Consider the following 23,351-nt stretch of genomic DNA (forward strand, 5'->3'; position numbering starts at 1 on the left):
ACATTCGAGTTAACGTGATCAAAGACAAGCCGGCCAATCCCACTCTAGGCATTTTCTTCAATGCTCAATATCCATCGCTAGAAGCTATCTGTCAGCGCTGGGGGCTCACTTTCGATAAAGATGCTGAGTTTGAGCTGGTTTTTGAACATAATACCTTGATCCTCAATAAGCGTGACGAGCCCAAACTCAAAGGGATAAGTGTCGATTTTGTTTCCGGCGCCGTAGCTCACCGGCGCAAATTTGGTGGAGGACGCGGTCAATCTATTGCTAAGGCTGTAGGCTTGAAGCAAGGAGTTAACCCTAAGGTTGTTGATGGCACAGCGGGTCTTGGACGTGATGCATTCGTGTTGGCAGGCCTGGGCTGCATCGTGACTATGGTTGAGCGTCACCCTGTTGTTGCTGCGCTTCTCGAAGATGGTTTGCGTCGTGCCTACGAGGATGCTGATATTGGTGACTGGATGCGTGAGCGGATGATCCTGGTTCATGGCTCTAGCCTGGAATCTGTTAGCGAGCTAGGTAACGAGGTCGATGTGGTTTATCTGGATCCCATGTATCCCCATAGAGAAAAGTCGGCTCTGGTAAAAAAAGAGATGCGGGTGTTTCAATCTCTGGTCGGTGCCGACATGGATGCCGATGGTTTACTTGCCCCTGCTATGGCACTCGCGAGTAAGCGAGTGGTAGTCAAGCGACCTGACTATGCGGAAGACTTAGATGGGGTGAAACCCTCTATGGTGATAGCTACCAAGAAAAATCGCTTCGATGTTTACGTCAAAGCCGCTATGACAGGCTGAGCAGTCATTGGCAGCGTCTAAATGTCACCTCTTTTGTCGCTCTGGCGGCGACTGCCATGCGTGTAAATTCAAGGCTCATTTGGCTCAGTTATCATACTTTGGCTCACACATAATCGTTTCAAGGCTATGTTGAGTTGCCACCAGGCACTGTACGCTTGGTGGTCGCTAGCTTGATTATGTCGCTGCATATTAGTTTCGGCTATTCGCTGTAGTTGTCTTATCTTATCTTCATTATGCCTGTTCTCTAAGATGCTAGAGAGTAACTGGCGGATGAGGACTCGATTGTCATCGGTTAATAGATCGAGTTCGCTCAACTTAAAACATTCACCGATGGAAATAAGTCGATCTATGTATACCTTGGTGTGGTCTTGCCGTACCAATACCGGGTAGGCGGACAGGATCAAGTCGGATGATAGGTCTGAATTTCCGCTATTAGGTTTGAGTTTTTTGAGGGTTCGTTTGATTGAGTGGATCACAATCTCAGTATCTTTGCGACTGGGGATTATCATATAAACCGCCAAGATCATCATTACCGCAAATACATTGGCCATGGCGGTGTTAAGAAAACCGCCGAAATCCAGCGTCGGGATATTGCTTAAGGGTATGTAGCTGGACCAAAAAATAAGCATATACCTCCAGACTGACTTGTTAGCGCTGGTGCATACTACAAACTGATAGGAGGTGATGAGCAGATAGACGAACATAACAGGGAACATGATTTTGGGTTCAAGCAAAGGAGCTATGGCAAACGTGATCAAGAATCCGAAGGCAACCATGATCAGCTGAGCCAGCAATACTTTGGTATTACCTATTTTAGCGTTAGGCAGTGTTGCGTTCATCGAGCACAACATCCCCGCCATCAGCATGGCATTCATGCCGTGCTCCCATTGTCCTTCAATCCAGATAAAAGAGATACCAGATAGAAGTAGAGCAGCCCTGAGCATGCTACGAAGCACATCTTGCAGATCCGTATGGGTGAAAAAACGGCTTACCTGCCTTTTGAACCGCTGGGACTCAACTGCGATCCTGTCTGAATTAAGCCAGATTAAATTTTCGATCAGTACCGCGAGATGCTTATTGATAATGTCAGCCTGAATACCTTTCTCAATCTGTATTTTGTCTTTGCCATCAACAATTATCTTTATCTTGTCGAACAGCAACTGAGTATCAAGTTCACCTCCATGAATCTCTTCGATGATCTCGGCGATTAAATGCTCGAGTTTGGTATCATCGGCGGCTCTGAGCATATGTCTGATCTTGACGGCGGCAATGGCGAGTGAGACACAGTGGAATAACGCATCTCTTTGTGATTTTATGAGTTCCAGAGAAGCCTTGCTACCGACTAAGCTATTAATCGGTATTTGTTTATTATTGCTTATTAAGCCCAGATACTGAGAGAAGGCTTGCTGTGACTTTTGAGGTGTCGAGCCAGAGAATACCTTGGCAATAAACTTGAGTGTGGCCTTCTTTATGGGAAGTATGCGTTTTATGTCATCCTCATAGGGAATCACTGCAGTTACTATGATTGAAACGGCTATACCGATCAGAATACCAAAACACCTGGCCTGTACATTGTCAAACACTGAGATTATCTCAGGTGAATATGCCAGGGGAAAGCCGATCACTGCCGCTGTCATACCGGCCATGCCAAAAACATAGGAGACACTATTTTGCAGGTACGCGGCTAGCCCTACACAAGTCACGATCCACAGAATCATAAATCCATTGAATAGCCATGCATCTATCAATGCCGTCGAAGAGACGAAAAGGACGAATGCACTGGCCAAAATGGTACCGACAGCACGGTAGAAGGACTTGATTAGGTTGGCACCATGACTGCCAGCCATCAAGATTATGATGATTGAGATCATGGCCGCACTGGTGGCTTCTGAGTTGAGCCTTAAACAGATCAACCAAGTGACAATGACACTTATTGAGACTCTTAAGGCGAACTGAGTCGCCTCTTTATTCCCCCAATAATTCATGACTAGTCTTTTACTGTGACTGTAACTGTGGTGCCGGCAATGAGTCTGTGTTCTTTGAGTATTGATCTGTCGATGGTGATTTTGACGGGTACTCTCTGGCCTAATCTGACCCAAGGAATCGTTGATTGCACATCAGGCAGTAGACCTGACTGATCGGCACTCTGGTCTACTATGGCTCTGCCAATACTCTGAACCTTACCTGAAATCACTTCTTCACTGGTGTAAGGCAAAATATCGACGCTTTGACCCGCTTGTATAAATTTTATCTTGGCTTCAGAAAAGTAACCGAGAACATAGTAAGAGTTGGCTTCGACCAGGGCAACAAAGGTTTGGCCCGTGTTGATGTAGTTGCCTACCCGCTGTTTTAGGTTGGTGATGTAGCCACTCTCTGGGGCGAATATTTTTGTGCGTGTTAGGTTCAGCCTAGCGACTTCGAGATCTATTTGAGCCTGGTCATAAACGGCCTGTTGAGCCTTGACGTTAAGCTGCTCATTAGTCACTTGTTTTTCAGAGACTAAATTATTGGGGAGTAAGTCTTTATCGCGATTGTAGTCATTCTTCGCTTGATTCAGTGTCGCCTGTGATGCTGCTAATCTGGCTTCAGCTTGCTTGATCTTATTGTCATAGTCGGTCATCTCAATCTCGAAAATTAAGGTCCCCTTGTCAACATAATCATTATCCTGCACATGTATCGCGATGATTTGTCCCGATACCTTAGGGGCTATCTGGATTATCTCTGCCCTGATCTTGGCGTCTCTCGTCCAAGGGGCATTCATGTACATATTCCATATGCTGCTGCCCATAAAGCTTGCAGTAATGATTAATATTAAGGGGATCACAAATCTTGTTAGGGGCATATCACACCATATAGAAAGTTAGGACTAGGTATAAGGTAATAGTAAAAAAACAACAATCACATAGGGATGGATGCCATACTTTTAACTTGGTGAGTATAGGTGAATAGAAGTTTCTCGATAACAACCATATACCGACAGATAATATAAAAACGTTGAGAAAGGCCGGTAAGTAGTAGGAGTCGAAGAAAATCACATCTTTCATGAGTCAGTCATACCAACAGAGATAAGCTAACTTCTTAAACTAGCCGACAACAAGTTGAATCACAATAGTAAATCGTTAAATTTAGTGAGTTTTAGGCCTGATGATGTGATTTAAAGTCATTAATCGCCTGGGGTCATTTTCTGTGAGCATAAGTTTGGCGTTCTCTAGGTGGATATTGAGCCGAACCAGGTTCAATTTTCTCTGTATATTTTTTGTCAGAATAGCACTAGCATTGAACCTAACCATTTAATGAAAAGGAAACATAAGATGATCGAGCAAGGACAAGTGTTACCCACAGACGTTATGTTAGGCGAGTTGACCAATGAAGGCATGGTGACTCATAACGTGGCCGAGCTATTCTCTGGCAAGAAAGTGGTGTTATTTGCCGTTCCGGGTGCATTCACACCCACATGCTCAGAGTCTCATCTGCCGGGCTATGTGGTATTAGCCGATCAGTTTCAGGCTAAGGGCGTCGATATCATCGCCTGTGTTTCTGTCAACGATGCGTTTGTTATGAAAGCATGGGGCCAAGCTCAAAATGCATCTGAGTTGATGATGTTGGCCGATGGTGATGCCAGTTTCACTAAGGCGCTAGGTTTAGAGATGGACACGGCAGGTTTTGGTGGCGTACGTTCGCAACGCTATGCCATGGTTGTCGAAAATGGTGTTGTGACTCAGTTGAATGTCGAAGCGCCTAAGACCTTTGAAGTGAGCAAGGCTGAAGCGGTATTGGCGGCTCTGTAATAGCGTTTAAAGGACGAAATAACCAAGGAGCCTGATGTTTCCTTGGTTATTTATAGACATATGTTCGGTGATTAAAAATAGTGAACGTATTCGACTGCCACACGGTACAGGGTGTCTTTGAAGCCGAGAAGGTCTAACTCATAGTCACGATCTATGTATTGGCTGGTGAAATGCAGCAGGTTGTTTTCATCGGCAAGTGGTATAACGGCGCCAAATGTGAGTCGGTCGACAGTATAGAACTGACCTTTATCATAGGACCAGTTGCCGTCATAGCGGCTGAGTTTTGCAATCAGCTGAACACCGGTATGGGCGAAAGTGTAAGCGTTGCTCCACTCGAAGAAGTAACCAAACCCGGCCCGATTAAGCACATCTTCACCATGGCCCATCTCTTCGCGGGGCCAATCATCATCTTTTTCTTCTTCGCTATAAGCTAAGCCTAATGTCAGCCCAAGATCATAGTGATTGACGTCGGTGAAGTGGGTGTTAAGGGCAAGCCCTGCAACAACAAGCTGTTCAAACTCTTCTAGTTGTTGACTGTTGTAGTGGCCTTCATAGCGTCCATGAAAACTGAGCAGGTATTCTTGTTCTTCACCGAAGCTGGCAAAAGGACGTTGATAGTTGAACTTCAGATCTGCGGAGTTTCTGAATCTGTCTTCATCATATTTTTCTGAATCAAGTTCGTAATAATAAGTGCCACGAACTCTGAAGTAATTGGTGTCTAGTTGATAGGTATTATTGTAGCGCAAGTCATCCCAAATAAATGATAATCCTCCCCCCGAGACATGGAGCTGGATTCAGAGTCGGGATAAGATTCTAGCCCAGCTAAAATAGAGACAGCGTACGGATTTTGTGTCGTCTCTTCAGCTGCTTGAGCTGATTTTATTGTTAGAGCTGTGGTCATGCTCGCCGTGATGGCAAGTCCGGCTAGCAAGTGAGTATGCTTCATCTTCATCCTGAAAAATGTTAAATGCGACTTAATATTATCGAGATATTAACATTAAAATTAACACTAGAGTCTACAAAAGAAGCTATGCGGCTTGTGCTAGTCCTGTTTTAGGGGCTGAGATCCCTAAATTAGCCTCGATATCTTGCACGCTCTGTTGCACTTCACCGCCAATCACTTGGCTCTGCTTCGACGCTGACTGGGCTTGAATTTTGAGTAAGCTCATGGCGTGTACAAATTCATCCAGATAATTGACCTGCTGTTGCGCATTGATGGAGCCTTGCTTTGCCGTCATCGCCATCTCGCTCGCCTGAGCCTGCACAGATAAAGCTACAGTGGATAAGCCTTGAGCTCGTTCCCTCTGCCTTTGTGTGGCCTGCTCTATGCCAGTCATACTGACCTCGAGTTCGCTATTGGCCTGATTGAGTTGATTTAGAATCGTCATGATCTCTTTCAATGAGTCCTGAGTCCTATGGGAAAGATTCCTGACCTCACCGGCGACCACAGCAAATCCTCGGCCTTGTTCTCCGGCTCTTGCGGCTTCGATGGCGGCATTGAGCGCGAGCAAGTTAGTTTGCTCGGCGATATTACCTATCACGTCGATGATCTTGGACACATCTTCCACAGATGTGGTCAGACTAGACAATGATTGATGGGATTGAATTACGGCTATTTGTGTTTCTTCGGTTGCCTGCAGCATAGCTTCGGCCTCTGTCTGACTGGTTTCCATCTGTAACATGGTTTGTTCGGCGCTACTCTCCACTAGGGCTGATGTGGTGCTTACCTCATGTGCCAGGTTGCGTATCTCATCGGTCTGAGTTTGTGCCTGACTAACCACGTTCTGGGTCTCATCTGCGCTATGGGTTATCAGAGAGATCCGTTGGACTAACCTGGATAGGGATTGAGATACCAGTGACATCTGTTGACGCTGGGATTCATCTTCATCTTCGAATCTTTGTAGCAGTTGATTGAAGTGGCCTGCTATCTGCCCCGTCTCACATCGTCTATTGATCTCGAGTCGTTCACGGCTATTGGACTCGCTAAGTGTTTGGAAGGCGTGGTTAAGGCGTTTCAAGGGGGATACAACTCGGCTCTGTTGCAACATTAAGTAGATGACAGCGAACAGGGCCAATAGTGAAACGACGGCATAGAGAGCGAATTGCAGTTCCTGCTTCAGCCTTTGATTTTGCTCCGCTTGAGTGGCGCTAAGAGTGAACATAGCCAGCTCTACTTCGGCGATAGAGCTCCTGAGTTGCTCCTGAATTTGCTGGTTATCCTGCAGCAGGTTATAGGTGTTGCTGATCTCTCTATTGTATCTGTTACTCAGGCTCAGTAACTCAGATCTATAGTTCTCACCGATTTCGACCACTTCCTCATCGGCACCGCCTAAGGCAAACTCATCGACCTCCAAGGTGTCGAAGATGCCGAACAATGGCAGCGAGTCTAGCTGGTCATGCCAAAGATTAAGTTCATCGATTGTGCTTTGCAGAATGGCTTGTAGTCGAAGATCTTTGCCGATGAGATAGTCTTGAGTCAATTGTGAAAGTTGATAAACCAGAGGAGGCAGCTGGCGAGTCAAGCGCAGATATTCATCAGAGAGCGAGTCATTCTCTCCCTGACCAATATAGGTATAGTCGGCCAGCTGGCGATTGTTGTCCAGCATCTCAGCTTCTGCAAAAGCCAGAAGTTGTCTCGGGTTACCAGCAAGTTTACCTGCAGCTCGATAGTCAGTGTCCAGACTTTGAATAAACTCTTGTAGTAACACTCTAAGGGAATCCACATCTGGATCCTTATTTTGTGCTAACGATGATTCTATCTGCTCCAGTTGAGTTTTGGCGCGTTCTAATTGGCTGGCATCCCCACTATGTAAGTAGCCGTCAAGCTCTCGTCTCACTTCAACTAAAAACATCTGTTGTAACTGTTGCAGTTCATTTGATTGTGTTTCAATAATTTGGCGTTGCTCATTACTCCAAACCACCACTGTGGCTAGCAGAGCAGCAAGTAAGAGTAAGATGGCAGAAGCTGAAAGTGATAGGGTGGATATTTTCATCGGTATCACGCCAGGCAAGGATATTTTCCGCAAGACTAGGGGATTAGCGTTACAGATTCATGTCACTAGTGTGACACTTACTCAGCTGATTATTTTTATAATCAGCTGAGTACATATTGATCTTGGATGAGTGATTTATTCGAGGGGTAACCAGACCTGAGCATGTAAACCGCCGGCGACTCTGTTAGTCAGTACAATTTCGCCTTGATGGCGATCGACGATACGCTTGATGATGGCCAGTCCCAGGCCCGAACCTACACTTCCTCTGGCTGTATCGCCTTGAGTGAAAGGTTGAAATAACTTAGGGATCTCAGATTCCGGAATACCCGGGCCATCGTCTTCTACGCTAAATCCTACACGCCGTCCGTCGAAGTGAGAGCTTAGCCTGACCCAGCCATTGCCATAACGGAAGGCATTTTCTACCAGATTACTCAAGATACGTTTAATGGCAATGCTCTGAATCGGGATCTCCGGACACTCGTTGAGTACCACTTGGATCTCGCCTTCCCGATTGGATTCGGCCTGGGCGACATCTTGGATGAGATAATTGATCTGTTCCTGCTCACGAATGCTTTCCTGATCTTGTCTGATATAGGAAATGAACTGACTGATGATGGCATCCATATCTTCTATGTCGTGGACGATACCATCCTTTAGATATTCATCATCGGCAACCATCATCTCTGAGGCTAGCCGAATGCGGGTCAGAGGGGTACGTAGGTCATGGGAGATGCCCGCCATCAACAGCGCTCTATCTTGTTCTAACTGTTTCATGCTGTAGGACATCTGGTTGAATGCGTTAGTTACTTCGACAATCTCGGTTGAGCCGCTCAGGGGTAAGGGCTCAGGATATTCACCCATAGAGACAGAGATTGCCGCCTTTTGCAGTCGTCTGAGCGGCCTGTTCTGCTGTCTGGCAAACCACCAACCGCCAGCGACACTCAAGGCGCCAATCACCATCAGGTAGAGGGTGAGGGGCGATAGATCGTATTCGTTGAATCCGGTGAGGGGGATCTTGATCCAGACCGAAGGGGCCTGAGGAGGGCGGATCCAGATCTCAAAAAACTCACCTTGAGCGATTCTTACTTCGGCTTTACCGCCTAAGTGTTCCGACATCTGCGATGAGAGCAGAGCATAATAAGTGGCTTGTTCTATACCAGCTTCACGAGCTTGTTTCTGATTATAGATATGCATACCATCGTCGGGAACCTTAGCATTGAGGGCGTCGACCATAGTGAGGTGTTCGCGACCCACATCGACACCATCGACAAACAGTAATTTTACCTGACGCGCAATCAACTGGTTGATCTGCTGATAGGTGGGCTGGATGAAATAGGCCGCGACCGAGAGATAGGAAACCAGTTGATTGATCAGCAAGAGACTGCCAATCAGAACTACTGTTTGGCTAAATGCACTACGGGGTAAAAGTTTTTTCAGCCACTTCATGTAACTGGTTTACCCCTTAGATAAGCAAATAAGTGAGACTGGTGACATTAGATATCACGCTATCTTAACGACGCGAGGTGCCATCGGGCACGAAGACATAACCGAGTCCCCAAACCGTCTGGATATATCTGGGGTTGGCAGGATCTTTTTCAATTAAACGTCTCAAGCGAGATACCTGTACATCGATAGAGCGTTCGAGGGCCGAGTAATCTCGCCCTCGGGCTAGATTCATCAACTTATCGCGAGACAGAGGCTCGCGTGGGTGGCTCACAAGCACCTTAAGTACTGCAAACTCGCCACTTGTGAGGGAGATAGCTTCTTCACCATGATACATCTCACGTGTTGCAAGATTGAGTGTAAACTCGCCGAAGGTGATCTCCTCCTCCTGTTGAGTCGGTGCCCCTGGGACATCCTGGCTCTGTCTACGCATCACGGCCTTGATTCTGGCGAGTAATTCACGAGGATTAAATGGCTTAGGCAGATAGTCATCGGCACCGAGCTCCAAGCCTATGATACGGTCTACTTCATCACCCTTAGCCGTCAACATGACGATAGGAATAGTATTGCCTTGCTGACGAAGTCTGCGGCAGATGGAGAGGCCATCTTCGCCGGGTAGCATTAAATCCAGCACGAGTAGGTGGAAATTCTCACGCTCGAGTAACCTATCCATCTGCTCGGAATTGGCAGCGCTGCGAACCTGGTAACCTTGCTCCATAAGATAACGCTCGAGTAAGGCTCTTAGTCTCATATCATCATCGACGACGAGAATTTTAGAGGTTTCCTGTCCCATGCTTATTATCCTTTTTCTTGGAACCCGATGGTGATCGGTAGCCAACTGGCTGATATTGAATATAATTAAACGTACATTTAGCCGCTAATATAGCCGCTTTTTAATCCCTCTTACCAGCGACTCTTTACACGGATACAGATATTATCTTGTTCTAGTGGCGAAAGAAATGGCGTAATCCATTGAAAATAAATGGCTATTAATACTTTTTCAGTATAGCTGTAAAATTGTAACAATTGGAGTTTAGGGATTTTCTCGATCATGATGAGGTATTCTTGACAGTATTCGATTGGTAACCAAGGACGTGTTTAGCCTAGAGGAGCTGATGGTGTGTGTCGGTCAATGAGGGATTAACTTGTCGCGATATGGCGCTAGATGTATATAAATGGGAAGTTATAATTTGATGGAAAAACTATCTTATTTGGGTTCGTGGCCCGAGTAGTCTTTTTCCATCGAATAAGTGATAATTGGGCGCTGCAACATCCCATGATGTTGTCCGATAGATTTAAAAGAGATCGAAAATGAAAGCGTTGTTAATCACCCGTAAAGGCTGGCAGGCTCTGGACAGGGAGCTTAAGTACCTTTGGAAAGAATATCGTCCGGAGATCACTAAGAAGGTACAGGAAGCTGCGGCTCAAGGGGATAGATCCGAGAATGCAGATTACACCTATAACAAACGTCTGCTGCGGCAGATAGACGGTCGTGTTCGCTATCTGGTGAAGCGGGTCGAAGAGCTGAAAATCGTCGATTATTCGCCTCAACAGGAAGGTAAGGTGTTCTTCGGTGCCTGGGTAGAGCTGGAAAATGAGGCCGGTGATGTGGTGCAGTATCGCATCGTAGGTAAGGATGAGCTGGATACTAAGCTAGGTTATATCACCATAGACTCGCCGATGTCCCGTGCGCTTATCGGCAAACAGGTCGATGATGAAATCGTGGTACAAACCCCTTCGGGTGCCAAGGAGTGGTACGTGAACAAGATCCAATATAAGGCATTTAAGGATGAATGAGCGGGTCGGTATAAGTGATGCAATTCTCGATCCTGTCATTTTAGATTGGCAGAACATCGAGTTGCCTCGCACTTGGGCCGATGAGATCAATTTTAAGACCCGGACCAATGTGGGCAGGCTATTTCGCAGTCTTTTTAAGAAAGGCAATGGTCGCGCGGAAATCCCGGACAGTTTCCCCGATGGAATATTGGGTAAACAGAGCCTGCCTAAATATCTACAGCAGGAGTTTCACGGCATACCTAACGGTAACTATTCCAATAACATTACCCGCGGCTATATCAGTGCTTTCGATGCAAGTATGCTGGGTAAGATGAAGCCGGTGAGACGAGATATAGCCACTTGGTTAAACGGCTGCAAACGTGTCTTAGATCTCGGCTGCGCCGGAGGTCAGATGGCCGCGGCCCTCAAGGATGAAGATATCACAGATGTTTGGGGGTTAGATCCTTCGCCTTATCTGTTAAAACATGCGGCCAAAGCCTATCCAGAAGTGAAATTTGTTCAAGGGCTAGCGGAAGAGCTTAAGTTTTCCGATAAGCGTTTCGATGGCATTACTGCGAGTTTTTTGTTTCATGAGATGCCGCCTAAGTATATCGATTTGGCACTAGATGAGTGTCGCCGGGTGTTAGATGAGGGGGGCTTACTGGCGATCTGTGAGCCCTCATCGATTCAGTTCAAGTCTGGTTGGTGGAAGATGTTTAAGGGGTTTGGCTTTACTGGACTTTATTTTAAGTGGTTGGCCGGTCATGTGTATGAGCCTTTTGTGCCTGCCTGGCATAAGCAAGATATCGAACAACTATTGCAACGCCATGGGTTCGAGGTACTGATCAACCGAAGAGGCATGCCTGAACATACCGTGCTGGCGAGAAAGTGCATTTCTAAGCTGTAAAGCTTAGTCTACATCTTTAATTGCCAGTAGAGCTCAATGCTCAGAGGGAAGTAAGCTAGTTTGTAATCTTAGCTTGCCACTTAGTCATCTTCACTCATTTTTTCTAATATGATCTCGATCAACTCGCGTCATTCCTATAACTACTAGCCTGCCGATAATACCAATCAAGAAGGATCGGATCATGGCGACATCAATTGAGAAAAATTTTGGCGATGAATATTTTCGTCAATTACCCCAGTTTGGCGATAGCTTAGGTGAACTGTTAACATTTTTCGGGGTCAAGCGCACCTATGGTGTCGGTGGTGATTTCGTTGCTAATTTGATTAATGCCCTAGAACCCCATATCGATGTATTACCGTCGAGCAATGAGATGCATGCAGGCTTCAGTGCCTGCGCCCAGGCTGAGTTAAACCCACTAGGTGTTTGCATGACCACTTATACAGTAGGCAGCTTACCTTGTGTTAGCGCTGCGGCGTTGGCGAGAACCGAAGGATTACCCGTGGTGTTTATCTCTGGTGCTCCTGGGGAGAATGAGGTAAATAGTCATGTATTGCATCATAGCGTTCACCCGCATACTGCTTGGAATACCGATCTTGACGCAGCACTAAATGCTTTCCAGGCTCTTGGGATCCGCGCAGAACGCCTTCAGGGTCAAAGGCAGAGTGGCCAGCCCAATATTGCCGCCGAGCAATGTTTGAAGCTGTTAACTTATGCTTATTTAAACCGCCAACCTGTGTTTATTGAGATCCCCAGAGATTTGATCTTTCAGCCGACTCAGTCTTTGTGCCTACCGGGTCATTTAACTCAGTTAGCTAAGGTTCAGCAACTGAATTTAAGTGGTGCAGAGCTGATAGCCCAAGAGATAGTGACTAAGCTCAATAAGGCTGATTCACCTTTAGTGTTTCTGGGAGAGAAACTCAGGTTGAACACAGACCTACTCGCGAAAATAATCACATTCTGCCGTAAGCAAGGTCTGCCTTATGCCACCAGCTGGTTTGGTAAGGGCATGTTGGATGAGAGCGATCCACTCTGTTTAGGAAGTTATAACGGGGTATTCAGTGAGCTAGATGGCCAGGGTTACATCGAGTCTGTGGCCGATTATGTGCTTGAACTTGGGACTGCCATATCACCGAGTGACACCAACAATGCCTTTGGTAGTCAAACCCATGCCGTGGATAGCCACCCTAATAAGACTATGCTGAAGGGAACCTCGAGGTGGGAGCAAGATATCTCTGTGGTTATGGATATACTGCAGTCTTCTAGGCTAACGCCCCACAAACTTTTCAGTGAGCCTAAAGCTGGTGTGGAGTCACCAAAGCCAAAGAGTGAGATGCTCGGGTATCATAATCTGGCCTCGACGATTAATCTTGCTCAGAGAGAGCTCGCTAAGCCCTATATTTTCGTGCCCGAGGTGGGGAGCGCTCTGTTTGCCAGCTTCGAGTTGGATTCTCTTGGCTGTGATATTGGGCGAAGTTATCTGGCTAACCCTTGGTATGCTGCAATGGGAACCAGTTTGCCCTATGTCAGAGCCATTGCCGATCAGTTAGCCGAAACTGGTAGCTCACAACCTATCTTGGTATTGACAGGAGATGGTGGCTTTAATTTTCAGGCTAACGAGTTGATCAGTCTGCAGAAACAGGGCGCAAACGTTACGATTATCTATATGCGTAACAATATCTTTCATTTAGGTAAGGCGGGAGATGCGCCTGTGTATGCCTGTAATCATAAAGAGTTCGATCCTAGGTTGTTGATAAAAGCCTATGGCGGTTATGGTCATTTATGTGTGACCACAGGGCAGCTGATGGATAGCCTTGCCCAAAGTGCAGTTAGAGGCGGGCTGCATCTGATCGAAGTGCCGACTTCAATCGACTCCGAGTATCAGAGTGAGATCACTAAGAAGCTCAATACCTACATAGGGTTTAGAAATGGTGTCGCCGAGGCGATATCTGCCTGGAATAACTTGTGTGGTCGCAGAGAAAGCTGTCACTAATTCAAAGTGTGTAGCTTTCACATGCAAGCACACCTTAGCCTGTGGTATCTTGATGCTCATCAGAATCTTTTACTCCAGGCACGACCATACTTTTATGCAAATGACGCAAAATATTGCCCAGATCATTGCTCAGGAACTCAATGTTCGTGAGCAACAAGTCAGTTCGACAATCTCCCTACTCGATGATGGTGCCACTGTGCCTTTCGTCGCTCGTTATCGTAAAGAGGCGACCGGAGGCTTAGATGACACTCAGCTGCGTACACTAAATAGCAGGTTGAGTTATCTGCGTGACTTGAATGACAGACGCGATGTGATCATCTCGAGTATCGATACACAAGGTAAGCTGACTCCTGAGCTAAAACACGCATTATTCGAGGCTGATAGTAAGACGCGTCTGGAAGATCTATATCTGCCCTATAAGCCAAAACGTCGCACTAAGGGCCAGATCGCCATAGAAGCAGGTATCGAGCCCTTAGCCGAGCACTTGCTGAATAACCGCAATGCCGATATCGAACTAGAAGTCGCTAAATATATTAAGGCGGAAGCAGGTTTTTCAGACAGTAAACTCGTGCTCGATGGCGCTCGTTTCATCTTGATGGAGCGCTTCGCCGAAGATGCTGCCCTGTTGCAGAAAGTGAGACAACACCTCAGCCAAAACTCTGTTCTCGAAAGCCGCATGGCTAAGGGGAAAGAGAAGGAAGGGGCTAAGTTCCGCGATTATTTCGAACACACGGAAAAATTAAGCAAGATACCTTCTCATCGCGCCTTGGCCATGCTGCGTGGGCGCAATGAAGGCATGCTGAGCCTCAGCATGAACGCAGATCCAGGCAATGAGTCTAAGCAAGGCAGTTATTGTGAGGTGATTATCGCCGAGCACTTTAAACTAAACTTGGGCATCGGTGGTGTCGACACATGGTTGAAAACCGTAGTCACGGCTACCTGGCGAATCAAGATTTCGCTGCAGATGGAAACTGAGTTTATCGCTAAGATGCGTGAGCATGCAGAGTCTGAGGCGATAAATGTATTTGCCCGCAACCTTGGAGATCTCCTGATGGCAGCGCCGGCGGGAGCCAAGGCAACCTTAGGACTAGATCCTGGACTGAGATCTGGCGTTAAGGTGGCTATCGTTAACAATACAGGCAAACTCGTTGCACACACGACCATCTTCCCCCATGCGCCACAGAAGCAATGGGATAAGTCGGTACGCACCTTAGCCAACCTTGCCAAGATGCATAAGGTGGAACTGATTGCCGTGGGCAACGGAACCGCTTCGAGAGAGACGGATAAGCTGGCAGCTGAATTGATTGCCAGTGTCCAATCTGAGCTGCCAAGACTGACTAAAATCATGGTGAGTGAGGCCGGAGCATCTGTCTATTCGGCTTCCGAGCTCGCGGCCAATGAATTCCCCGATCTCGATGTGTCTATTCGTGGCGCCGTTTCAATCGCTCGTAGACTGCAGGACCCTCTCGCCGAATTAGTCAAGATCGAACCTAAGTCTATCGGTGTAGGCCAGTATCAGCATGATGTGAGCCAGAGTCAGCTTTCCTTGTCACTGGAAGGCGTGGTGGAAGATTGTGTGAATGGTGTTGGGGTCGATCTGAATATGGCATCTGCGCCGCTATTGGCTCAGGTGGCTGGTCTTAATAAGACATTAGCCCGTAATATCGTCAACTATCGAGATGAAAATGGTCAGTTTACTCAGCGTAAGCAGCTACTGAAGGTGGCCAGGCTCGGGCCTAAAGCCTATGAGCAAGCCGCAGGCTTCCTGCGTATTTTCGACGGTGATAACCCCTTGGATGCCTCTTCGGTTCACCCTGAAGCCTATTCTCTGGTTGAAACGATAGCTAAGGCGAAGGGACAAGGGGTTGAGGCACTAGTCGGTAACACTGAATTATTGCGTAGCTTGTCGGCGGCAGAGTTCATTACAGATAAATTTGGCCTGCCCACTGTGACGGATATTTTAGTCGAGCTGGATAAGCCGGGACGGGATCCTCGTGGTGAGTTTAAGACGGCCATATTTAAGGAAGGCGTGGAAAAAGTTAACGATCTTAAGCCTGATATGATCCTCGAAGGTGTGGTGACCAATGTGACTAACTTCGGTGCCTTTGTCGATGTCGGTGTTCATCAGGATGGCTTGGTACACATCTCATCTTTGACCGATAAGTTTGTCAGCGATCCCCATAGCGTAGTCAAGGCCGGGGATGTGGTGAAAGTGAAAGTGATGGAAATCGATGTGGAGCGTAAGCGTATCGCTCTCACCATGCGTCTGGATGAAAAGGCCGGTGATAAACCAGCGCCGAGAGCCGCTCAAAGGCCGAATTCAACTGGTAATAAGCCGAAGCAACAAGGTAAGTCACAGAACAAGTCTCAGCCTAAGCAAGCTAATGCGGCCATGGGGAATGCGTTTGCCGATGCTTTTGCTAAACTGAAAAAATAACATGTAAGCGAGTTCTTATACCAAATGCTATGACATCAATGTCGGAAGAGTTTTCTCTTTCGACATTTTTTTTACACTCCTTCCGCCAATCTATGTTTGGGTTGGCACGCTTGTTCGTTTTGTGTGTCCTTAGTGTTTCATGATTATTAATTTAAGGTGAACTTTTGTGGCTGAGTTCTGTCATAATATTTGGCTATTACTCCGAAGAGGGTGAAAACCATCATGGACACTCTAATCTAGAGTAAATCGCGCAAGGACCACTCCATAGTTCTGGATGCAGAACTTTTGGATTTTTACACTAAGTACATTTTGGGTGCTCTATGGCCTCTCGTCTTTCTTTTTTGGGTCCCTTTAGATCCATTTTAAGTTTCTGCTTAATTGCATTAATTATCGTCACCCTGAGTCGTATAGGCTTAGGACTCTGGCAAATCGAGCGTGTTTCGGCCGTGGATGGCTGGTCACATCTCTTGCTGCAGGGCCTAAGGGTGGATCTGGCTACCTTATGCTGGTTGTGGGGCATTGCAGCCCTTGGCACAGCCATTTTTTCCGGTGATCACGCTATTGGCCGTGGTTGGAACAAGATATTACGTATCTGGCTGACTCTAGGACTCTGGTTGATTCTATTCTTGGAAGTCTCATCTCCTTCGTTTATCCAGGAATATGGCATTCGCCCAAATCGTCTCTATATCGAATACCTCATCTATCCTAAAGAGGTGATGTCCATGCTCTGGGGGGACGTAAGCTTGAGGTGATCTTAGGTTTCCTTATCAGCGGTGCAACTCTTTTTAGTGGCTGGAAGCTCAGTGGTTACTTGCTGCGAGATCTCACCTATTCTCGCTGGTACTGGCGTCCGGTTATCGCTGTTGCTGTGATTGTGCTGACTTTGATCGGTGCCCGTTCGAGTTTAGGCCATAGACCGCTTAACCCAGCACTTGTTGCTTTTGCCGATGATCCTCTGGTTAACTCTCTCGTGGTTAACTCTGCATATTCCCTCTTTTTCGCCATCAATCAAATGGGCAATGAAGCTAATGCCGCTAAAATTTATGGTCGCATGGATGAGCAGAAAATTATCGACACAATCAGGCGAGAAAGTGGTCGAGATCCCAGTGAATTCCCGTTAGCCGCAGTGCCTAGTGTTTCTTTTAATCCTGCCAGTTATCAGGGCAAACCTAAGAACTTAGTGATCATCTTACAAGAAAGTCTGGGAGCTCGCTTCGTGGGGAATCTGGGCGGTCTTCCTTTGACGCCAAACATAGATGTGCTCTCTAAGGAAGGCTGGTCATTTGAGAATCTCTACGCCACAGGAACGCGTTCGGTTCGTGGTATCGAAGCCATCACTACTGGTTTTACACCTACGCCGGCACGCTCTGTGGTTAAGTTAGGTAAGAGCCAACAAGGTTTCTTCTCTATCGCCGAACTCTTGAAAAGTCATGGCTATGAGACTCAGTTTATTTATGGTGGAGAGAGTCATTTCGATAACATGAAGAGCTTCTTCCTCGGAAATGGCTTCAGTAATATTGTCGATGAAGATGATTATGAAGATCCCTCTTTTGTGGCTTCTTGGGGGTATCGGATGAAGATCTTCTGCGCCGGGCTGACCAGGAGTTTAAGCAATTCCACAAAGAGGGTAAACCGTTTTTCAGCTTAGTATTTAGCTCGAGCAACCACGATCCCTTCGAGTTTCCCGATGGTAAAATTGAACTCTATGAGCAGCCTAAACAGACGGTGAATAATGCGGTTAAATATGCGGATTACGCTCTAGGAGAGTTTTTTAAATTAGCTAAGAAGTCTGATTACTGGAAAGATACGCTATTTTTGGTCGTGGCCGATCACGATAGTCGTGTAGGGGGTGCGAGTTTAGTCCCTATTTCTCGCTTCAGGATCCCTGGAATTATTCTAGGTGATGGCATCGAGCCTAAGAAAGACCAGCGAGTGGTGAGTCAGATCGATATGGCACCGACTCTATTGTCTATGATAGGCATATCCGACAGCTATCCCATGTTAGGACAAGACTTGACTCGAGTCAGGGATGATTGGCCTGGACGCGCCTTGATGCAATATGACAAGAACATGGCATATATGCGAGGCGATGATGTGGTGATATTGCAGCCAGAGCGTGAAGCCGCTGGCTTCAAGTACGACTTCGATACTGGGACGCTCAATGCACAAGCTCAATCCGATGAGATGAAGCAAGCAGCTCTATCTTGGGCATTGTGGGGCAGTATGGCTTATCAGCAAGGCCTGTATAGGACTGCTTCCCAAGAAGAAAGGCTAGCGTTTAAGCAGGCTGAGGATGATGCTAAGCTGCAGCTGGCCTTGGAAGATGAGAAAGATAATACGAATAGCCAAGCGAGTGAAGTGTTACTGCGTTAAACAAAAGATGAGATAGCAGGCTCTGTTTTTGGAAGAGCCTGCTCTTGATAGAAGTTAGTTATATGCAGGGAAACCGCCTGATAAAAATCTTTGGGCTGAGCTACTAGCTCGCTCTTCTGAGGCTGGGTTTGTTTGTGGTCACGTGCAGAGTTCGGCTGCTGGGCAATGCGAATATCACGCCTGTTTAGCGCGGGTCTTCCTCTGAGGGGATCTCTGGCTATGTTGGCTACTTGAGTCGGCTTTTCTGCTTCTTTCTGCTGCTTTTCTTCCTGTTTCTGCCCACCACCTTGGTGTTTTCCCAGTGTTCGTTCATTGAGTCTAGCTTGAATCTCTGGCTGTTCGGCTGTGCGCTCGTGTTGCGGAGTGAAGGGGCGTTCTTCGTGGCTCTTGACTAGTTCAGGTGTAGGAACGATAGGCGGTCTTTGCTGGCTATCCACGCGCGCGGCATCGGTAGCGGGGTTTGTTGTCGCTATTGGTACCTGAGGATAGTTTGTGACCACTAACATAGATAATCCCTTAACTCTTGTGGTTAAATAATAACCTTCATTAGGTTAAAGATAAAGCTATGTGAGTTCGTTGAGGGCTTAATTTGAAATTTCTTCTATCCAGGTCACAAAACCGGCTAAAAATTCATCTTTGTGAGAGAAAAAGGGCGCGTGAGAAGCCTTCGGCAGTATGAGATCTTGGTAAAGCGTGTCATTCACCGGCATGAGAGGAGGTACGCGTCTGGGGACTAGTCCATCTAACCGACCCCAGATCCTCAGCCAAGGCTGATTAATCTGATCTAGCTTAGGTCTGAGATCGACACACTCCAGCATTTTTAATCCCTGAACCAGGGCTCGGGAGTCTGGAAGTGGCCTTGAGAGCACCAAGTTTTTAAGTTGCTTGATATCTTCTTTCGCCGTTGCGCTGCCAATTGCCTGAATCGCCAGGAATCGTTCGATTGTCTTACCAAGATCTTTATACAAGGATTCTCCAAATTCAGTCAGGACTTGGGGTGGGATCCCAGGCCATTTCTCCTCTTTCCGGGCCATAAAGCAGGGGGATGAAGCTATGGTCACGAGTCCTCTGACTCTGCCAGGGTAGTTTAGTGCCGCTAATGTAGCCAGGAGTCCTCCCAGAGACCAACCTACCCAGATAGCCTTATCTGGGAGGTGTGTAATCAGTGCCTCCAGCCAATCATAGATGTCGCCTTCTATGGCTGAGCTATGGCCAAAGCCGGGCAGATCCACATAGTGTACCCTATACTCAGACAGAGACAGGTGAAGTGGCGTAAAGACAGCGCTGTTCATTCCCCAGCCATGAAGCATGACAATTTGCGGAGCATATACCGGGCCTATAGATTCTATATGCAGTTGTGCTTGACTCACTTATCTACCTCTTAGTGGGAAATTGATGAAAACAGCTAAGCTCACCAGACTAAAGCCTTATGGAGAGAAAGCCCTACAGAGGGGGCTAGAATGCGTGAAGCAGTGGCTGGCGGCAAGTTTACCCAATCGTTGTCTTATGTGCCATCAAAGTGTGACTCTTCCAGATACCGGGATCTGTACTATCTGTTTAAATTCTGGCCTCTACCAACAGCCAGTGTGCTTAGGTTGTGGACGTGGTTTACAGATCCAATCGCGCTATTGTGGTGTGTGCTTGTCAACTGAGCCCCTGCTGGTTATCTCCCCTTGTAGTTATCACCAAGGTTTAGGCCGATGGGTAGGTCTAATCAAGTATCGAGCCCAGTTCGCGGGACTGCCCGCTTTATCCGGTGCACTAATTGCGCGTATTCATAAATTAGAAGCGGCAGGGTTAATTCAACGTCCTCAGGTTCTGGTGCCTGTGCCGCTACATGAGAAGAGGCTAAAGGCCCGTAGTTTCAATCAGGCCTGGATAATTGCCGATACTCTTAGTAAGCAGCTCAATATTCCCATCGAGACTCATGGTCTAGTGAGAAGGTTAGATACTCAGTCTCAGGCTGGTTTAACCGGTAAGCAGAGACGTAAAAACCTTAAAAGTGCCTTTCATCTTGATGATAATTTTCCCTATCAGCGCATCGCCTTAATAGATGATGTGGTGACGACGGGCACCACGGCAAAAGAGATTGCCTCCCTGTTCGAGAGGCGGCATATTCATGTGCAGGTATGGTGTTTGGCGAGAGCAGAAGCACCAGGACTCTTAGATTAGGTAAATAATTATAAATAGGTCAGTTTCTAGATTCTAGGAACTAGGATCTGCTATTAATTCAATGCGGGGACGAAATAGAGAGCATTGGCGTATATTTTTTCTGAGCCTAGCCAGATGTTGCGGAACATCAGGTTATCGGCGAGGCCGACTATGGCACCTTTGCCTCGAGTCTCCAGGACTATGGCTGGGTTATTAGAGAAACTGGCCTGATATTCTTTGGCAAGATAGCCGCTGAGCAGAGGTTCATCGGCGTATTTAGCCGCGACAGTGAAGGGGGTCGAGCTGGTGGTTAATCCTATAGCCTTATTCTTTAATATGGGAAGTCTATTGCCCCGTATGCCAAAGTTTATTGGACTACTGGGGTCGAGTGCGAGTTCCACTATGGCGCCGCCTATGGATTGCCGTGCAGCGAGTTTTTCCTTATCTCCATAGCTTAAACCTCTGGTGTCGAATAATTGTTTATAGAAACGTTTTCCTTTGATAGCACTCTTGAGCAGGTTATTTTTATTCAACCAAGTTAACGCGCCTTTCTGAGCGATCACTGTGCCACCATCTGAGGTGAACTGACCTAATTTTCTGGAAAATTTCTCATCTAAAGAGGAGTAGGTTCCACCTGCCATGATCACATGTGTGTATCGGTTTAACTTTATTTTGGAAATATGACCCGCATCGATTAAGGTCACGGGGACTGCAAGTTTGCGGTCCAAGTAATACCACAGTTCACCCACTTCGGAGGCATCTGTGCCCCGACCCGTGATTAACAAAGGTTTTATGGGTTTTATTACCTTGAAGTTAGGGCTGCCCAAGTCGATGCCGGATATGGCGGCGCTAGTCGTAACCGAATACAAGGTCAGTGGATATTGTTTGCTCAACTTAACTAGCTTGTTATTGATCTCATCCAGAGAAATTCCGGGCTGTTTTAGTGGTATTTGCAAGGTGCCAGCAGGAAATTTATGAGCCTTTCCAGCTACCTCTATAATAAAGGGTTTCTTAGCAAATTTGACGGTCACATTATCTTGTAACAAGGCCTGCAGCATGGGGGCTGCCAAATCTTGCTGCCAATTGACGAGTACTGCTACGGCTTGTTCATTCACCTGAAAATTGAACTTAGCAGGAGCTTGTCTGGAAAGTACATCTATATCTAATTTGCTGTTGCGTACCATTTGTAGATGATAGGCGTGTTCCAGATTCCAGCTTGAGACATCGTAAAAAGTTGGGTCTTCGAACTCTGTGCTGTTATCAAACAGGGCTAAAAGTAGGCTCTTTTGGGGCTGATTGATAGGGATAAACACGCTGCTATTGGCTGCAAAGTCCTGACTTCCTTGGCGAACTGTTTCAGTCAGATAGTAAAATTTGATCTTGTGTTGGGTCAACACTTGGGTGAGATCTTCAATACGTTCTCGGTTAGCGGGAGCACCAAGAAGGAAGCCTGTTTGACGACCTCGCTGTAGGACCTTGTCTCGCCCCTGATAAAACTCACTCTGGTATTCAATCAGCTCATCTTTTAATTCCAGACTGCCTTTTAGACTCGATATAGAGGTGGCGACTTGATTATTGATGGCTTGGCTGAGTCTTAGCTCGCCGTTTTGAGTAATTTGTACCTGTCCTCTGGGGCTAGCTTGTTCGAATAAGATGCCAACAGAGCCGTTGATATCCGGATAAGTTGAGCCCTTACCATAGTAAAAGTCGTCAAACGCCTCACGACTGAAATAGCTCTGCTTTAACTCATCTAGGGCTGCTCTATGGAAATGAGCCAGCTTCTCCGTCAGAGCCTGATTAGTCTTCGGGGTCGCAGGGTTGGTGCGCGATGGAACCCCGGGTTGGAAGAAGTAATTCCTATCCCGACCCATCTCATGAAAATCTCCTACATAGTGAGGTTGCCATTTATGGAATAGAGCGACTCTACCTCGGGTTTCTGGGTGTCTGAGGAACAAGAGATCACGATTAAGATCGGCAAAGTAGTGGTTGGTTCTGCCATTGGGCCAATTTTGTCTGTGTTCCTTATGGTTGCTATCACTGACATCGGTCTGGCCGCGGTAGTTATTGGTCCAGGTTGAAAACCTGTCCATGCCATCCGGGTTCTGACTCGGGGTGATCAATACAATGGCTTCATCGAGCAAGTCTTCAACCCATTCATCTCTGCTGGAGGCTAGAAAATAACTGAGGGCCAAGGCGGCATGGGCACCACTGGCCTCATCCCCATGAATGGAATATGCCAGCCAGATGACTAAGGGACCATCCTGTGTCGCCCCGGATTTAACGGCTCGACGCTGTGTCAAAATCTCGTCTAACTTTGCCTGATTCTTACTCGAAGTGATAACGGCCGTGAGTTGTTGCCTGGCTTCATGGCTTTGACCCGTATGCTCTATGGATACCTTGTCACTATCGCTGGCAAGTTGCTTCAGGTAATAGTTGACTTGGTCATGACGCAGGTGCCATTGCCCCAGCGGGTAGCCTAAAAAGGAGTCCGGCGAGGTGATCACAGGATCTAAATTCGAATTTGAGAGCGGGATCACCTTCTGTAAATCTGCCGCTATGACAGGAGAAGCCAGGCTCAGTGAGCAGAGTAAGGTCAGCAGGAAAAGGCCAGTTTTAAACATATATGGTGTTCTTTATACTTGTAATATAAGGTTAAATTATCAGTTGGCGTAGATTATTGCCACAGTTAAAGCTAGGTTATA

At 46.9% G+C, this 23,351-nt stretch carries 17 protein-coding genes and 1 pseudogene; 9 read left to right on the forward strand and 9 right to left on the reverse strand.

Going from position 1 to position 23,351, the window contains the following annotated elements; all coding sequences use genetic code 11:
* Positions 1-14: 14 nt before the first annotated feature.
* Positions 15-791: a class I SAM-dependent methyltransferase gene (locus FM037_RS00875; RefSeq protein WP_144044433.1), complete on the forward strand. Its 777-nt coding sequence runs from the start codon at positions 15-17 to the stop codon at positions 789-791.
* 68 nt (positions 792-859) lie between these two features.
* On the opposite strand, the gene FM037_RS00880 is transcribed toward FM037_RS00875, so the two are convergent.
* Both FM037_RS00880 and FM037_RS00885 read right to left on the reverse strand, forming a co-directional pair.
* Positions 860-2,776: an FUSC family protein gene (locus FM037_RS00880; RefSeq protein WP_144044434.1), complete on the reverse strand. Its 1,917-nt coding sequence runs from the start codon at positions 2,774-2,776 to the stop codon at positions 860-862.
* Between the two features lie 2 nt (positions 2,777-2,778).
* A complete protein-coding gene (locus FM037_RS00885; protein ID WP_144044435.1) occupies positions 2,779-3,633 on the reverse strand; it encodes an efflux RND transporter periplasmic adaptor subunit in 855 nt (284 codons plus the stop codon).
* A 469-nt stretch (positions 3,634-4,102) separates the two neighbouring features.
* Here FM037_RS00885 and FM037_RS00890 point away from each other — a divergent pair, with 469 nt between their 5' ends.
* Positions 4,103-4,579: a peroxiredoxin gene (locus tag FM037_RS00890; protein WP_144044436.1), complete on the forward strand. Its 477-nt coding sequence runs from the start codon at positions 4,103-4,105 to the stop codon at positions 4,577-4,579.
* Positions 4,580-4,650: 71 nt separating this feature from the next.
* On the opposite strand, the gene FM037_RS00895 is transcribed toward FM037_RS00890, so the two are convergent.
* The 4 genes from FM037_RS00895 to ompR all read right to left on the reverse strand — a co-directional run bounded on the left by FM037_RS00895 (position 4,651) and on the right by ompR (position 9,808).
* Positions 4,651-5,325: a hypothetical protein gene (locus FM037_RS00895; RefSeq protein WP_185976933.1), complete on the reverse strand. Its 675-nt coding sequence runs from the start codon at positions 5,323-5,325 to the stop codon at positions 4,651-4,653.
* Positions 5,326-5,607: 282 nt separating this feature from the next.
* Positions 5,608-7,572, reverse strand: coding sequence for a methyl-accepting chemotaxis protein (locus FM037_RS00900; protein ID WP_144044437.1), 1,965 nt, complete (start codon positions 7,570-7,572; stop codon positions 5,608-5,610).
* Between the two features lie 135 nt (positions 7,573-7,707).
* Positions 7,708-9,018: a two-component system sensor histidine kinase EnvZ gene (envZ, locus tag FM037_RS00905; RefSeq protein ID WP_144044438.1), complete on the reverse strand. Its 1,311-nt coding sequence runs from the start codon at positions 9,016-9,018 to the stop codon at positions 7,708-7,710.
* Between the two features lie 64 nt (positions 9,019-9,082).
* The gene (gene ompR, locus FM037_RS00910; RefSeq protein ID WP_144044439.1) at positions 9,083-9,808 is read right to left on the reverse strand and encodes an osmolarity response regulator transcription factor OmpR; all 726 of its coding nucleotides are present in this window, start codon (positions 9,806-9,808) and stop codon (positions 9,083-9,085) included.
* A 518-nt stretch (positions 9,809-10,326) separates the two neighbouring features.
* Between ompR and greB the strand changes: the two genes are divergently transcribed.
* The 6 genes and pseudogenes from greB to FM037_RS30070 all read left to right on the forward strand — a co-directional run bounded on the left by greB (position 10,327) and on the right by FM037_RS30070 (position 18,498).
* On the forward strand, positions 10,327-10,812 hold the full coding sequence (greB, locus tag FM037_RS00915; protein WP_144044440.1) for a transcription elongation factor GreB: 486 nt from the start codon (positions 10,327-10,329) through the stop codon (positions 10,810-10,812).
* Positions 10,805-11,698 (forward strand): class I SAM-dependent methyltransferase, encoded by an 894-nt coding sequence (locus FM037_RS00920; protein ID WP_144044441.1) that lies wholly within the window; start codon positions 10,805-10,807, stop codon positions 11,696-11,698. Before greB ends, FM037_RS00920 begins: the two co-directional genes overlap by 8 nt.
* Before the next feature lie 181 nt (positions 11,699-11,879).
* On the forward strand, positions 11,880-13,688 hold the full coding sequence (locus tag FM037_RS00925; protein WP_144044442.1) for a thiamine pyrophosphate-binding protein: 1,809 nt from the start codon (positions 11,880-11,882) through the stop codon (positions 13,686-13,688).
* 52 nt (positions 13,689-13,740) lie between these two features.
* On the forward strand, positions 13,741-16,125 hold the full coding sequence (locus tag FM037_RS00930) for a Tex family protein (RefSeq protein WP_229381043.1): 2,385 nt from the start codon (positions 13,741-13,743) through the stop codon (positions 16,123-16,125).
* A 320-nt stretch (positions 16,126-16,445) separates the two neighbouring features.
* Positions 16,446-16,877 carry a hypothetical protein gene (locus FM037_RS30065; RefSeq protein ID WP_324617102.1) on the forward strand — a complete coding sequence of 144 codons (432 nt, stop codon included), beginning with the start codon at positions 16,446-16,448 and terminating at the stop codon, positions 16,875-16,877.
* A gap of 299 nt (positions 16,878-17,176) precedes the next feature.
* Positions 17,177-18,498: pseudogene (locus FM037_RS30070) on the forward strand (LTA synthase family protein).
* Here the strand turns inward: FM037_RS30070 and FM037_RS00940 are convergent.
* Together FM037_RS00940 and bioH are read right to left on the reverse strand one after the other, a co-directional pair.
* On the reverse strand, positions 18,495-19,004 hold the full coding sequence (locus tag FM037_RS00940) for a hypothetical protein (protein WP_144044443.1): 510 nt from the start codon (positions 19,002-19,004) through the stop codon (positions 18,495-18,497). The pseudogene FM037_RS30070 and the gene FM037_RS00940 overlap by 4 nt on opposite strands.
* 78 nt (positions 19,005-19,082) lie before the next feature.
* Positions 19,083-19,808, reverse strand: coding sequence for a pimeloyl-ACP methyl ester esterase BioH (gene bioH, locus FM037_RS00945; protein WP_185977039.1), 726 nt, complete (start codon positions 19,806-19,808; stop codon positions 19,083-19,085).
* Between the two features lie 85 nt (positions 19,809-19,893).
* Here bioH and FM037_RS00950 point away from each other — a divergent pair, with 85 nt between their 5' ends.
* Entirely contained in the window at positions 19,894-20,670 is a 777-nt protein-coding gene (locus tag FM037_RS00950) for a ComF family protein (RefSeq protein WP_144044445.1), read from the forward strand.
* Between the two features lie 53 nt (positions 20,671-20,723).
* Here the strand turns inward: FM037_RS00950 and FM037_RS00955 are convergent, their stop codons facing one another.
* Positions 20,724-23,270 carry a M14 family zinc carboxypeptidase gene (locus FM037_RS00955; RefSeq protein ID WP_144044446.1) on the reverse strand — a complete coding sequence of 849 codons (2,547 nt, stop codon included), beginning with the start codon at positions 23,268-23,270 and terminating at the stop codon, positions 20,724-20,726.
* Between the last annotated feature and the right edge of the window lie 81 nt (positions 23,271-23,351).

Origin of the sequence: Shewanella psychropiezotolerans (assembly GCF_007197555.1) — a bacterium.
Lineage (GTDB): Bacteria > Pseudomonadota > Gammaproteobacteria > Enterobacterales > Shewanellaceae > Shewanella > Shewanella psychropiezotolerans.

Coding starts and splice junctions, on each gene's coding strand:
- FM037_RS00880 (WP_144044434.1), bottom strand. CDS start 2,776: ATGAATTATTGGGGGAATAAAGAGGCGACTCAGTTCGCCTTAAGAGTC.
- FM037_RS00885 (WP_144044435.1), bottom strand. CDS start 3,633: ATGCCCCTAACAAGATTTGTGATCCCCTTAATATTAATCATTACTGCA.
- FM037_RS00890 (WP_144044436.1), top strand. CDS start 4,103: ATGATCGAGCAAGGACAAGTGTTACCCACAGACGTTATGTTAGGCGAG.
- FM037_RS00900 (WP_144044437.1), bottom strand. CDS start 7,572: ATGAAAATATCCACCCTATCACTTTCAGCTTCTGCCATCTTACTCTTA.
- envZ (WP_144044438.1), bottom strand. CDS start 9,018: ATGAAGTGGCTGAAAAAACTTTTACCCCGTAGTGCATTTAGCCAAACA.
- ompR (WP_144044439.1), bottom strand. CDS start 9,808: ATGGGACAGGAAACCTCTAAAATTCTCGTCGTCGATGATGATATGAGA.
- greB (WP_144044440.1), top strand. CDS start 10,327: ATGAAAGCGTTGTTAATCACCCGTAAAGGCTGGCAGGCTCTGGACAGG.
- FM037_RS00920 (WP_144044441.1), top strand. CDS start 10,805: ATGAATGAGCGGGTCGGTATAAGTGATGCAATTCTCGATCCTGTCATT.
- FM037_RS00925 (WP_144044442.1), top strand. CDS start 11,880: ATGGCGACATCAATTGAGAAAAATTTTGGCGATGAATATTTTCGTCAA.
- FM037_RS00930 (WP_229381043.1), top strand. CDS start 13,741: ATGCTCATCAGAATCTTTTACTCCAGGCACGACCATACTTTTATGCAA.
- FM037_RS30065 (WP_324617102.1), top strand. CDS start 16,446: ATGGCCTCTCGTCTTTCTTTTTTGGGTCCCTTTAGATCCATTTTAAGT.
- FM037_RS00940 (WP_144044443.1), bottom strand. CDS start 19,004: ATGTTAGTGGTCACAAACTATCCTCAGGTACCAATAGCGACAACAAAC.
- bioH (WP_185977039.1), bottom strand. CDS start 19,808: ATGCTTCATGGCTGGGGAATGAACAGCGCTGTCTTTACGCCACTTCAC.
- FM037_RS00950 (WP_144044445.1), top strand. CDS start 19,894: ATGAAAACAGCTAAGCTCACCAGACTAAAGCCTTATGGAGAGAAAGCC.
- FM037_RS00955 (WP_144044446.1), bottom strand. CDS start 23,270: ATGTTTAAAACTGGCCTTTTCCTGCTGACCTTACTCTGCTCACTGAGC.